Consider the following 12777-nt stretch of genomic DNA (forward strand, 5'->3'; position numbering starts at 1 on the left):
TCTCGGCAGCAGCGGCCGGAGTTCCTGTTCCTTCTGTGTCGATCTTGAGGTGACTTCTTATTAACCAGGCCATGTAGTCGTCCGTGTTCCCCGCGTGCTGTTGTGTCGCACGTGTCCGGGGGCGGACGTCGCGCTGGCCTGAGTTGCGTCACCCTCCCCCTGTTTTCTGTCTTTCCCGGGTGCAGCTCTGTCGTCTGCCCCGGGTTTTGTGGTCCCCGGCTCCGGTGCGGCTGTCGGCAGGGCTCCCCGATCCCTTTGGATCAGGAGTTTCCCGTCGTGTCTTCCTCCGCGCTCGACAACGAGCCGCAGCACACCACCCCGCCCCCAACCCAACCCACACCTGGCCTGTCGAAGATGGGCCTGGCTGCCTGGATCGCCCTCTTGGTGCTGCTGGGCGCCGAGCTGATGGACATGATCGACCAGTCGGTCGTCCTGACCGCCCTGCCCGCGATCCAGGAGTCGACTGGTGCCGGACCGGATGCGGTGCAGTGGCTGACCACCGGCTATTCGCTGCCCGTCGCCGTCGGGCTGATCACCGGCGGGCGCCTCGGCGATCTCTACGGCAGGCGCCGGATCCTCCTCATCGGCACCGTCGTGTTCACCACGGCCTCGCTGCTGTGCGGCCTCGCTGCCGGGCCGGGCGTGCTGATCGGCGCCCGCGCCCTCCAGGGCGTGGGAGTGGCCATCATGATCCCGCAGGTCCTGGCCACCCTCCACGTCACCTTCGAGGGGCAGAACCGCAGCAAAGTGTTCGGTCTGTACGGGGCCGTCATGTCGCTCGCCAATGTCCTGGGCCCGGTGATGGGCGGTCTGCTGACCGAGGCGGACCTGTTCGGGCTGTCCTGGCGGCCGATCTTCCTGGTCAACGTGCCCGTCGGCCTCGCCGTGCTCCTCCTGGGAAGCCGGTTCATCCCCGAGTCGACCGTGAAGAAGGCCGACCGGCTCGACCTGACCGGCATGCTGCTGTCCGCGCCGGCCATCGTCCTGATCGTCTTCCCGCTCACCGAGGGGCACCTCCATCACTGGCCGCTGTGGTGCTTCGTCCTGCTCGCCGCGGGCCTTCTCCTCCTCGGTGTCTTCCTGCGCCATCAGCAGCGCAAGCAGGGCAACGCCCCGCTCGTGGCCCTGTCCCTCTTCCGGAGTCGGCAGTTCTCCGGCGGCATGGCCGCGCAGCTGATGCACGGGCTGCTGTGCGGGCTGTTCTTCATGACCTGGACCCTCTACCTCCAGCGTGGACTGGGCATGAGCCCCTTCCATGCGGCCCTGGCCTTCGTGCTGCTCTCCATCGGAGAGCTGGCCGGTGCGACGGTCACGGCGAAGAGCGGCGGGCGCTTCGCCCGCCGCCTGCCGCAGACCGGAGCCCTCATCACGCTCGCCTCGACGGCTGCCTACGGGTTCCAGGTCGACGCAGGCCAGGCGGACCTGACCCTGCTGGCGATGACCGCTCCGGTGGTACTGATCGGGTTCGGCCTCGGCATGGTCGGCGGCCCGCTCGCCGACATGTCGCTGGCCAGGGTCCCGCACGAGGACGCCGGGTCGGCCTCGGGCCTGTTCAACACCGTCATGCACCTGGGCATCGCCCTCGGCACCGCGCTGACCGCCCTGGTGTTCTTCGCCACCACCGGCGGCTCACCCGACGCCGGACCCAACCGCGACGCGTTCGTCAACGTGCTGTGGTGGGTCGGTAGCCTCGTCGCCCTGCTGTGGGCCCTGATGTTCTGCCTGCCCAAGCGGGCGGACAGCGCGGCCGACTACTGATCCAGTTCGCGGCCCGCGCCTTACAAGGTCCCCGACAGCATCGGGGGGCCTTGTAAGGCGCCCGTGGCGGCCGCCGCCCGGTTCCCGGCTGGCCATCTGGCCCACGCCGGGTCCTTCTCTGACCCGCAAGCGGTGGGTGTGGGATGTGGACCCACGGTGACTCGCGCCACGACGGTTTTCAAGAACGTGCGCCTCACCGGCGGGATAGGCACTCTGACCTGCCTTTACGCCGCCTTCCGCTGGGGCCACGAGCACTGGTGGTCCACACCTGGTCCACTGGCTCCGGCTCGCGCCCTGTCCTCATCAACCGAGATACGGCTGCTCGCGGTGTTCCAGGAAATGCCCGAGCCTGAGCCGCTGGGTGTGATGCATCGGCAGTTCCCCAAGCTCGTCCGAAGGGACGAATCGGAGTTCGGTCGACTCGTCGGAAATCGCGAGCTGGCCACCGACGATCCGAGCGGTGAAGCACACGTTGAACTGCCGCCGGACCTCGCCGTCCGTGTACTCGATGATGTGCTTCGGATCGGTGTACGTACCGACCAATCCCGTGATCTCCACGTCCAGGCCGGTCTCTTCCTTGACCTCGCGGACCGCCGTGCCGGGCAGAGAATCGGTGAGATCCATCCCGCCTCCCGGCATCGCCCACAGATCGTTGTCCCGGCGGCGCTGGAGCAGGATGCGCCCCTGGTCATCGGTGACGACCGCGGAGGCCGCGACAACCAAGCTGTTCGGCTCAGGCGCGTTCGGATCGTCGTAGTACTCGGTCCGCGCCATGGTCACCCTTCCTGCTGTACCGGCTCCGCCGTCGCCATTGCAGCGGAGGGAACTCCCGCCAGTCTGACGCGAGAAGGGCCGAACCTGCGTCTGGTCTCCGATCGGTCCGAGATCCTGGAGACCGATCGAGAGGGGCCGCAGGTATGGAGTGGAAGACTCACGGTGAGCGGCAGGTCTACACCAACAAGTGGGTGAATCTGTGTCTGGTCGACGTCCAACAACCTGACGGACACAGGTGGGAGTACCACGTCGTTCGCCTTCGGCACTTGGCCGTTGCCACCGTGGTGAACGATCGACAAGAGGTCCTGATGATGTGGCGGCATCGCTTCATCACGAACTCCTGGGCCTGGGAGTTGCCCATGGGTCTGGTGGAGGAGGGCGAGACCCCCGAAGAGGCGGCGGCCCGCGAAGTCCTGGAGGAGACGGGCTACCAGCCTGGCCCCGTCAAATCCCTCATCTACGCCGAGCCCGCCAACGGGATCACTGATTCACAGCACCACGTCTTCCGCATCGACGGCGCCACCTACGCAGGCCCGCCGACCGAGAAGAACGAGTCCGACCGCATCGAGTGGGTCCCCCTCTCGGAGGTGCGAGGGATGATCGACCGCAAGGAGATCGTGAGCAGTGGATCGCTCGTGGGTCTTCTCTACCTGCTGATGGACGAATCGATCCGCTGACCGACAAGCCCTCGTCAGCCTCATGAACTGATCGCCCACGTTAGCGATCATGATTTGGCTACGCTGGCGGCTCGCCGTGTTCGAGGTAGGCGGCCCGTCCTTCGCTTCGCGCGATCACGGCGCGCTTCACTCTGCGGGCCAGCCTGGGGATCAGCAGCTCATCGAAGTCTTCCGCCGGGTGGAACTCGGCGGCCAGCAGCTCGTCAGAGGCGAGCTTGATCAACGCTGCGGCGTCCGCGTTCAGTTCGCCGCCGTCGAAGATGTAGAGGACCTTGTCGCCCTCGCCGGGGTTCGGTGCCCAGTCGGTCACCAGGAGCGGGCCGATGGCCGGTGTGATGCCTAGCTCCTCCTCGACTTCGCGGCGGCACGCGGCCAAGGGGGATTCGCCCGTCTCGATGTACCCGCCGGGGATCTCCCACACCGGCTTGTACGAGGGGCGGACCAGCAACACGCGTCCCTGGGCATCGAAGAACAGGGCGCCCGCTGCCATCCGCGGTCGCGCCATCCGTTGCTCGTGCTCGTGCTCGTGCTCGTTCTCGGCCATGGCACGAGCCTACTGACCATGGCAGCCAAGGCTTGAGTCGACCATTCCACCGTCGGGACACCGCTCCTCGTGTGACACTCGGCCTCACCGAGTGAGGGGGTCACACAGTGCGTGGCATGGCTAGCCATCTCCCGTTCGGCAAGCGTGTGCGGTTCTACCGGGAACGTCGGGATCTCCATCAATGGCAGCTCGGCGAGCTGCTGAATCGCTCGGATGATTGGGTGTACCGGGTCGAGTCCGGACGCATCCCGGTGAACAACGTCAAGATACGGGAGGACCTGGCGCACGCCCTGAGAGTGCACGTGGAAGATCTCCAAGGGGCTCCGACACTCCTGGATGATCACAACAACCACTTTCCCCGTGTGCGCCGAGGCTTCGCCCCGAGACCGGCGGTTCCTGTCGGGATATCCGCGCGGTGGGCGGTGCGACGGTGAGGCAGCGGCTGCTCATCGCAGTGCTGTCGGAGTCCGAAGCCGCTTCGCCCCCGGCGGAGGTCGCCCGTCGCGCGGGCCACGGCATCGCTGTCCTCTTCCGCTTCTGCGCGAAGGCCATTCACCGCAGTCAGGGCCGCTCGAACCAGCAGATCGAGCGAGCGTTGGCAGAAGCCGAGGAGGAGTCAGAAGAGCAGTAACCGGGCATGTTCAATGAGGGCGTCCGGGATGGCGGGCGCCCTCTTCGCGTGCGCGCATCGCCCGTTCAGACCTGGCGGAAGCTACTCGGCTTCAGGTTCTGGCGCACGGCGTGCGGCTGCGCCTCCCTTGAACTTTGCCCGCAAGTCACTTAGCGCCACTTCGGCTTCGCGGCGGTCGTCCTCCGTCATGTCGTGGGGAGAGTTGCTGTACGCGATGTAGGAGCTGGGGTGAGCGATGTGGCCCACGCGGAGGGGGAACACCACGAGAGCCTGCCAGTCTCCGCGCCGCCCCAAGGTGCGATGCCGCAACTTCCGGTATCCCAGCTTTGCTTCGACGACCACCTTGTAGTCGCGCGCTTCAGGCACGAAAGCGGGGAACGGCGCTCCGAACTCGATGAACAGCTGCTCAGCTGTCCGGCCTGTGACGGCGAAACAGGCTGGCAGGCGAAAATCGTCCGCCTCCTCTGGCCGCAGTCGGTCACGTGTGCTGGTCCACGGCAGCACCAGCGCCGATCCAGGTTCATCGAGGAAACGCAAGCGCAGGTCGAGCACCACGATCGGCTTGGCACCTGTGTTGTAGAGCACGAGAGGGAAGCGGATCCGAGCGATCTTGGAGGTCACGGCGGCCGCAAACGAATGCGGCTCCCAGACCTTCAGGTCTCCCTGACGGGCATTTATCCACCAAAACGAAGCCACCGTGAACACAAGGGCGCACGCCGCGACGAAGGCGGCTAGGGGGAGAGAAGCACTGCTCTGCTGCTCCGCAGCGGTCAGTGAAATCACGCCCGGAGTCTGCCAGTTAGTGACGCTTCACCACTGGTGTTCCCGCACGATGATCCCGCTGGGTGCCGGATTTGAACCCACGGTGACTCGCGCCACGACGGTCTTCAAGGCCGTTCAGGCCCGAAGCCCTCGCACCGTCAGGTCGAGCACCGCGGCGAACGCGTCCTCGATGCCCGGCCGTGACCAGTGCGCGGCATAGCACGGGTCGTGGAAGCGGCTGGTGGCGTCGAAGACCGCGCGGGCCGATGCCGCGGGGGCCGGGGTGGTGAAGTCGCCCTTGTCGACGCCCTCTTGGACGATCGTGGTCAGCTGGTCCGTGAGGTCGCCGATGTGGGCGTCCACCACGCCGCCGTTCTCCTCGGTCAGCACCGTGTACGTGGCGAAGAGCTCGGGGTCGTCACCGGCCTTGTGCTGTTTGGCCTCGAAGAGGGCCGCCAGCCAGTGGCGGAGCTTCGCCTCGGGCGGCTCGGTGCCCGTGACGATCACGGAGAGGGTCACGGAAGTACGGTCCAGCCAGCGCCGCGTCACCGCGCCGCGCAGCTCCGCCTTCGTACGGAAGTGGCGGTACACCGTGCCGTGGCTCACCCCCAGGGCGCGGGCCACGTCGACCACCGTGGCCTTGGCCGCGCCGTGCCTGCGCAGCACCTCCTCGGTCGCTTCGAGGATGCGCTCGGGGGTCAGGGGAGCCGCGGTTGCCATGGCTAGACCGTACCCGGGGGAGGGTCAGCGCTCGCTGTCGAGGTGTGCCATCTGCGACTCCGGGTAGCGGGCGCCCGCGGCGGCGTCCGCGGGGACCGCCGCCTCGATCGCGGCGAGGTCCGCGTCGTCCAGCGTCACGTCGAGCGCGCCGAGCGCCTCGTCGAGCCGGTCGCGGCGGCGGGCGCCGACCAGCGGCACGATCGACGCCCCGTGCCGGGGTCCCTGCGCGAGCACCCAGGCGATGGCGGTCTGCGCGACGCTGACGCCCTTCCGCTCGGCGATCTTGCGCAGGGCGTCGACCAGGTCGAGGTTCCGGTCGAGGTTCTCGCCCTGGAAGCGGGGGCTCATCGAGCGGAAGTCGTTCGCGGCGAGCTTGCGGTCGCGGGTGAAGTGGCCGGAGATCAGGCCGCGCGAGAGCACCCCGTACGCCGTGACGCCGATGCCGAGCTCGGCGACCGTCGGCAGGATCTCGGCCTCGATGCCGCGCGAGATGAGCGAGTACTCGATCTGGAGGTCGGAGATCGGGGCGGTGGCCGCCGCCCTGCGGATCGTGTCGGCGGCGACCTCGGAGAGGCCGATGTGCCGGACGTGGCCCTTCTCGACGAGCTCGGCGATGGCGCCGACCGTCTCCTCGACCGGCACGTCGGGGTCGATGCGGGCGATGCGGTAGACGTCGATGTGGTCGACGCCGAGGCGCTGGAGGGAGTAGGCGGCGAAGCTCTTCACCGCGGCCGGGCGACCGTCGTAGCCCGACCAGCCGCCGTCCGGGTCGCGCAGGGCGCCGAACTTCACGCTGGTGAGCGCCTGTTCGCGCCGGGCCGCGGGGGCGGTGCGCAGGGCCTCGCCGATCAGCATCTCGTTGTGCCCCATGGCGTAGAAGTCGCCGGTGTCCAGGAGTGTGACGCCCGCTTCGAGGGCGGCGTGGATGGTCGCGATGGATTCCGCGCGGTCGGCCTCGCCGTACAGCGCGGACATGCCCATGCAGCCGAGGCCGAGGGCGGAGGTCTGGGGGCCGGTGTTTCCGAGGGTGAGAGTACGCATGCGTCCACGATGACATGACAGATGACAGATTTCAATATCTGTCATCTGTCACTCGGGGTGGCGGCCTCCCGCACCGCCACCTCCGGCTCCTCCAGCCGCTGCGCCGTACGCTCCGCCGTCCCCCGTGCCCACCGCCCGCTCGTCACCGCCCCGAGCACCAGGACCGCGAGTCCGCAGCCCGTGATGATCCACCAGGCGGGGCGGCTCGCCGCCGTGAAGTCCTTCGCGTACGAGGAGGAGGCGACGCCCGACGCCAGGACCGCGCCGATCACCGCGACGCCGAGGGTCTGGCCGATCTGGCGGCTGGTGGAGGCGACCGCGGCCGCGACGCCCGCCTGTGCGCGCGGCATCCCCGCCACCGCCGTGTTCGTGATCGGGGCGTTCACGAAGCCGAAGCCGAGCCCGAACAGGACGTACGCGAGGAACCGGGTCCCGGCCGAGTCCGCCGCGTCGAAGGCGGCGAAGAGGACCCCGGAGGCGGTCATCGCCACCCCGGCGACCAGCAGCGAGAGGCGCGGGCCCCGGCTGCCGACCAGGCGGCCCGACAGGGGCGCGCAGACCAGCGTCATCGCCGCCATCGGCAGCATCCACAGCCCCGCGTGCAGCGCGTCGAGGCCGCGTACGTCCTGGAGGTAGAGGGTCGAGAGGAACAGGAAGCCGCCGAGGGACGCGAACGCGCAGACCGCGATCACCGTCGCGCCGCTGAACGGCGCCGAGCGGAAGAAGCGCAGGTCGATGAGGGGTTCCGCGCGGCGCGGCTCGTACCAGACGAGCCCGGCGAGGCCGAGCAGCGCGGCGCCCGCGAAGGCCAGGATCAGCGGTGACGTCCAGCCCGCGCTGGGCGCCTCGATGATCGCGTACGTCAGGGCGCCGAGCAGCACGATCACGAACAGCTGCCCCACGGGGTCGGGGCGGCGCGGCTTCGGGGCGCGGGACTCGGGGACGTACCGCATGGTCAGGAAGAGCGCGGCGAGGCCCACCGGCAGATTGACCCAGAAGATCGAGCGCCAGCCGACCGAGTCCACGAGCAGCCCGCCCACCAGCGGGCCCGCCGCCATGGAGATGCCGACGACGCCGCCCCAGACGCCGATGGCGCGGGCCCGCTCGCGCGGCTCGGTGAAGGTGTTGGTGATGATCGACATCGCGACCGGATTGAGCATCGAGCCGCCGACCGCCTGGACCATGCGGAAGGCCACCAGTGATTCGAGGTTGGGCGCGAGCGAACAGAGCACCGAGCCGACGGTGAAGGTGATGAGCCCCGCCTGGAAGACCTTGCGGCGGCCTATCCGGTCGGCGGTCGAACCCGCCAGCATGAGGAGCGCGGCGAGGACGAGGGTGTACGCGTCGATCGTCCACTGCATGCCCGAGACGCTCGCGTCGAACTCCCGCTGCATGGTGGGGAGCGCGACGTTCAGGATGGTGTTGTCGAGACTGACGATCAGCAGGCTCATGCAGCAGATCGCGAGAACGAGCATGCGTCCGCGGTGGGTGAGTTCATCGGGCATGTATCTGACGGTAGTCCTCTTGGGGGTGCTGGGCGCGAGGGGGAGTGGGGGCGTGGGGGAGGGCTGGTGCGGGCTGGTCGGGGCCGGGGGTTCGGACTGGCTGTGCGGCGGTCGCAGCCTCGGACTGGCCCTCGCCGCAAGGCGCAACCGCAGTCAGGCCTCCGCCGCCGCAGCAGCCGCATTCCGGCCTCCGCCCCGCAGCCGCAACCGCATTCCGGCCTCCGCCGCAGCCGCAACCGCAGTCAGGCCTCCGCCGCCGCAGCAGCCGCATTCCGGCCTCCGCCCCGCAGCCGCAGCCGCATTCCGGCCTCCGCCCCGCAGCCGCAACCGCATTCCGGCCTCCGCCGCCGCAGCAGCCGCATTCCGGCCTCCGCCCCGCAGCCGCAGCCGCAGTCCGGCCTCCGCCGCAGCCTTCGCCGCAGTCCGGCCTCGGCCGCAGGTGCGGGTTCAGACCGGCTGGCGGCGGCCGGCCGCTCAGTCCGGCCCTGCCGTAGCCGCTGCCGCAGGCAAGCGCCGCCGCAAGCCAGCCCCAGCCGCAGGCTCAAGCTCAAGACAACCCCCGCGGCAGCCGCAAGCTCAGCAGGGCCAGGGCGAGTAGTCCGGCGAGCTGGACCCCGAGCATGAGTGCGAACGCGGGGCGCATGCCGAGTGATGGGGCGAGCGACAGGAAGAGGGAGCCGAGCGCCGCGACGCCCATCGCCAGGCACGACTGCTGCACGGTCGCCGCGAGCCCGCTGCCCGCCCCCGCCCGCGCCGCAGGTACCGCGGCGAGCGCGACGCGGTAGTAGAGGGCGAGCTGGACGCCCTGTCCGAGCCCGCACAGGAGCAGCCCGGGGGCGAAGGCGAGCGGGGTCAGGGCGGTCCACGGTGCCCACAGCACCGTCAGGCCCGTCACCGCGAGGCCCACGACGTGCACCAGGGCGGCGCGCGTCATCGCGCGGGTGCCCCAGCGGCGTACCAGGCGCGGCACCAGCATGGCCGCCGGGATCTGCGTAAGACCCATCGGGACCACGGTCAGGCCCGCCTTCAACGCCCCGTAGCGCAGCCCCTGTTGGAGCAGGATCGCGAATCCGAACATGAACCCGCTGAAGCCGATGAAGATCGGCAGACCGAGCACCAGGCTCTTGCGCACGGCGGGCTCGCGCAGCAGCGAAGGGGGCAGCAGCGGACTGCCGCCGGTGCGCTCGGCACGGCTCTCCACCGCCCCGAACGCCCAGCCGAGCACCGGCGCCGCGACCAGGAGCAGCACGGACCACAGGGGCCAGCCCGTCGCGCGGCCCTCGGTGAGGGGCAGGAGGAGCGCGGTCAGCGAACCCGCGAACAGCACGGTGCCGAGGACGTCGCCCCGCGCGGGCCGCTCGGTCCTGCTGTCCGGCACCGCGCGGGCGCCGAAGAGCAGGGCCGCCGCCGCGATCGGCACGTTGATGAGGAACACCGCGCGCCAGCCCGTGCCGCCCAGGTCCGCGGCGACCAGCGCGCCGCCGAGCGCCTGGCCGAGCAGGCCCGCGATGCCGCTCACGGCGCCGTACAGGGCGACGGCCCGCGCCCGCCGCTCGCCCCGCGTCGTCGCGTGGATCGTGGCGAGGACCTGCGGCAGCATCAGCGCGGCCGCCGCGCCCTGCGCCACCCGCGCCGCCACCAGCCACCACGCGCCCGGCGCGAGCCCGCAGGCCAGCGAGGTCACGCCGAAGGCGGCCACGCCCCACAGGAAGAGCCGCCTGCGGCCGAAGGTGTCGCCGAGCCTGCCGCCGAGGACGAGCAGCACGGCGTACGCCACCGCGTACCCCGCGACGACCATCTCCAGCGTGGCGGGCGACGCGTGCAGGTCGCGCTCGATGCTGGGCAGGGCGACGTTGACGATGAAGAAGTCGAGGCTGGAGAGGCAGGCGCCGAGAAGGACGGTGAGCAGGCCGAGCGGGGTCAGGGGGGCCGGGGAGCTGAGGGGGGAGGGCGTGGAGGACTTGTCTGTTGCACTGGTCGCACTGGTCGCACTGGTCGCACTGGTCGCACTGGTCGTCGTACTGGGCGTACTGGTCGCACTCGTCGGAAGAGTCACGGATACGACGATGTTCCGGACCTCAGAGGGGTACCAGAGTGTCTTTATCCTGGTATCAGACGCACCTGGAAACAGGCTGCGAACAGGCCGCGGAGTGCGGCAGCCTGGGACCGTGACCGTGATCGATACCGCAGCCGCCGTGTCCGCCACACCGGAGCCGCAGCCCCAGCCAGCGACGCAGCTGGATCCGGAACCGCAGCCGGGCGCCGACATCCGCAGACAAGAGCTCGCCGCGTTCCTCCGCAGCCGCCGCGAGCGCGTCACGCCCGAGCAGGCGGGCCTGCCGCGCGGCACCCGGCGCCGCACCCCTGGGCTGCGCCGCGAGGAGGTCGCCCAGCTCTCCTCGGTGGGCGTCACCTGGTACACGTGGCTGGAGCAGGCGAGGCACATCAAGGTGTCGGCGCAGGTCATCGACGCCATCGCACGGGCCCTGCTGATGGACCCCAGCGAGCGCGCCCACCTCTTCGCGCTCGCGGGCGCCGTCGATCCGCGCCCCGAGGCCGAGTGCACGGCGCTCTCCGCGCCGGTCCGCCGCCTCATGCACCGGGTCGCCCCCTACCCGGCCACCGTGCAGAACGGCCGCTACGACGTCCTCGCCTACAACCGCTCCTGGACCCACGTCTTCGGCGACTTCGACGCGATGGAGCCGCGCGACCGCAACTGCCTGTGGCTCCTGGCCACCAGCGACAGCTGGCGCGAGACCTTCCTCGACCGGGACGAGATGCTGCGCGACCTGATCGCCAAGTTCCGCGGCTCGATGGCCGAGCACGGCGCCGAGCCCGCCTGGAAGGAGCTGCGCGACCGGCTGCTCGGGGTCTCCGCGGAGTTCCGCGAGCTGTGGGAGCGGCACGAGGTGGCCGCCATGGCACCGCACGTCAAGCGCTATCAGCACCCCCGGGTCGGGCTGCTCCGCCTGGAGCACCGCATGCTGTGGATGGCCCCGTTCGCGCAGGCGCACCGCCTCGTCGCGTACGTGCCCGCCGACGACGAGACGGAGGAGCGCCTGGAGCGCCTGGCGGAGCTGCACCGGGAGTGAGGGGCACCGGGAGTGAGGGGCACCGGGAGTGAAGGACGTCGGGAGTGAGGGACAATGGAGGGTCCCGTCGTCCGTCCCGGAGAGCCTCGATGCCGTCCCAGCCGCTGTCCATCGGCCCGCACACCGTGCGGCCGCCCGTCGTGCTCGCCCCCATGGCGGGCATCACGAACGCGCCGTTCCGGACGCTGTGCCGGGAGTTCTCCGGCGGCAAGGGTCTCTTCGTCAGCGAGATGATCACGACCCGCGCCCTGGTCGAGCGCAACGAGAAGACCATGCAGCTGATCCACTTCGACGAGACCGAGAAGCCCCGGTCCATCCAGCTGTACGGCGTGGACCCGGCGACCGTCGGCAAGGCGGTCCGCATGATCGCCGAGGAGAACCTCGCCGACCACATCGACCTGAACTTCGGCTGCCCCGTCCCCAAGGTCACCCGCAAGGGCGGCGGCTCCGCGCTCCCGTACAAGCGCCCCCTGCTGCGTGCGATCCTGCGCGAGGCGGTCGCGGGCGCCGGGGACCTCCCCGTCACCATGAAGATGCGCAAGGGCATCAACGACGAGCACATCACCTTCCTCGACGCGGGCCGGATCGCCGTCGAGGAGGGCGTCACGGCGATCGCCCTGCACGGCCGCACCGCCGCCCAGCACTACGGCGGCACGGCCGACTGGGACGCCATCGCCCGCCTCAAGGAGCACGTCCCCGAGATCCCGGTGCTCGGCAACGGCGACATCTGGTCGGCGGCGGACGCGATCCGCATGATGAACGAGACCGGCTGCGACGGCGTCGTCGTGGGCCGCGGCTGCCTGGGCCGCCCCTGGCTCTTCGGCGACCTGGTCGCCGCCTTCGAGGGCACGGGCGCACCCAAGGCCCCTGACCTGCGCGAGGTCTCGAAGGTCATGCTGCGCCACGCGACCCTCCTCGGCGAGTGGATCGGCGACGAGGCGCGCGGCGTCATCGACTTCCGCAAGCACGTGGCCTGGTACCTGAAGGGCTTCGCGGTCGGCTCCGAGATGCGCAAGCGCCTCGCGATCACGTCCTCGCTTGCCGAACTGGAGGACGGCCTCGGCGAGTTGGACCTCGACCAGCCCTGGCCGACCGGCGCGGACGGCCCGCGAGGCCGCACGTCGGGCAACAACCGCGTGGTCCTGCCGGACGGCTGGCTGAAGGATCCGTACGACTGCGCGGGCATCAGCGAGGACGCGGAACTGGACACGTCGGGCGGCTGAGGAGGGCCCCGTTAGGGGCGCGGGGAACTGCGCGCCCAGCCACATCCGAC

Annotated in this window: 13 protein-coding genes; 6 read left to right on the forward strand and 7 right to left on the reverse strand. The window is 70.1% G+C overall.

The window, feature by feature from the left end; translation table 11 throughout:
• The first annotated feature begins 276 nt into the window (after positions 1–276).
• Positions 277–1758, forward strand: a complete 1482-nt coding sequence (locus tag CP970_RS29450) for an MFS transporter (RefSeq protein ID WP_055549911.1) — start codon at positions 277–279, stop codon at positions 1756–1758.
• 303 nt (positions 1759–2061) lie between these two features.
• Here the strand turns inward: CP970_RS29450 and CP970_RS29455 are convergent, their stop codons facing one another.
• On the reverse strand, positions 2062–2532 hold the full coding sequence (locus CP970_RS29455) for an NUDIX domain-containing protein (protein ID WP_055549913.1): 471 nt from the start codon (positions 2530–2532) through the stop codon (positions 2062–2064).
• A gap of 143 nt (positions 2533–2675) precedes the next feature.
• Between CP970_RS29455 and CP970_RS29460 the strand changes: the two genes are divergently transcribed.
• Entirely contained in the window at positions 2676–3209 is a 534-nt protein-coding gene (locus tag CP970_RS29460; RefSeq protein WP_055549915.1) for an NUDIX hydrolase, read from the forward strand.
• Positions 3210–3267: 58 nt separating this feature from the next.
• On the opposite strand, the gene CP970_RS29465 is transcribed toward CP970_RS29460, so the two are convergent.
• Positions 3268–3753: an NUDIX domain-containing protein gene (locus CP970_RS29465; RefSeq protein ID WP_055549917.1), complete on the reverse strand. Its 486-nt coding sequence runs from the start codon at positions 3751–3753 to the stop codon at positions 3268–3270.
• Between the two features lie 116 nt (positions 3754–3869).
• Here CP970_RS29465 and CP970_RS29470 point away from each other — a divergent pair, with 116 nt between their 5' ends.
• Positions 3870–4187: a helix-turn-helix domain-containing protein gene (locus tag CP970_RS29470; RefSeq protein ID WP_224058797.1), complete on the forward strand. Its 318-nt coding sequence runs from the start codon at positions 3870–3872 to the stop codon at positions 4185–4187.
• Positions 4184–4384 (forward strand): hypothetical protein, encoded by a 201-nt coding sequence (locus tag CP970_RS29475; RefSeq protein ID WP_055549930.1) that lies wholly within the window; start codon positions 4184–4186, stop codon positions 4382–4384. Before CP970_RS29470 ends, CP970_RS29475 begins: the two co-directional genes overlap by 4 nt.
• 81 nt (positions 4385–4465) lie before the next feature.
• On the opposite strand, the gene CP970_RS29480 is transcribed toward CP970_RS29475, so the two are convergent.
• From CP970_RS29480 to CP970_RS29500, 5 genes are all read right to left on the reverse strand, one after another.
• Positions 4466–5167, reverse strand: a complete 702-nt coding sequence (locus CP970_RS29480) for a hypothetical protein (RefSeq protein ID WP_055549919.1) — start codon at positions 5165–5167, stop codon at positions 4466–4468.
• 114 nt (positions 5168–5281) lie between these two features.
• Positions 5282–5866, reverse strand: coding sequence for a TetR family transcriptional regulator (locus CP970_RS29485; protein ID WP_055549921.1), 585 nt, complete (start codon positions 5864–5866; stop codon positions 5282–5284).
• Between the two features lie 24 nt (positions 5867–5890).
• On the reverse strand, positions 5891–6907 hold the full coding sequence (locus CP970_RS29490) for an aldo/keto reductase (RefSeq protein WP_055549923.1): 1017 nt from the start codon (positions 6905–6907) through the stop codon (positions 5891–5893).
• Positions 6908–6948: 41 nt separating this feature from the next.
• Entirely contained in the window at positions 6949–8412 is a 1464-nt protein-coding gene (locus tag CP970_RS29495; protein WP_150494136.1) for an MFS transporter, read from the reverse strand.
• A 547-nt stretch (positions 8413–8959) separates the two neighbouring features.
• A complete protein-coding gene (locus CP970_RS29500; protein WP_224058800.1) occupies positions 8960–10468 on the reverse strand; it encodes an MFS transporter in 1509 nt (502 codons plus the stop codon).
• A gap of 121 nt (positions 10469–10589) precedes the next feature.
• Here CP970_RS29500 and CP970_RS29505 point away from each other — a divergent pair, with 121 nt between their 5' ends.
• Both CP970_RS29505 and dusB read left to right on the forward strand, forming a co-directional pair.
• Positions 10590–11504, forward strand: a complete 915-nt coding sequence (locus CP970_RS29505) for a helix-turn-helix transcriptional regulator (protein ID WP_398656994.1) — start codon at positions 10590–10592, stop codon at positions 11502–11504.
• 89 nt (positions 11505–11593) lie between these two features.
• A complete protein-coding gene (gene dusB, locus CP970_RS29510; RefSeq protein WP_055556399.1) occupies positions 11594–12727 on the forward strand; it encodes a tRNA dihydrouridine synthase DusB in 1134 nt (377 codons plus the stop codon).
• Positions 12728–12777 lie beyond the last annotated feature (50 nt).

The sequence above is a fragment of the Streptomyces kanamyceticus genome (assembly GCF_008704495.1).
Classification (GTDB): domain Bacteria; phylum Actinomycetota; class Actinomycetes; order Streptomycetales; family Streptomycetaceae; genus Streptomyces; species Streptomyces kanamyceticus.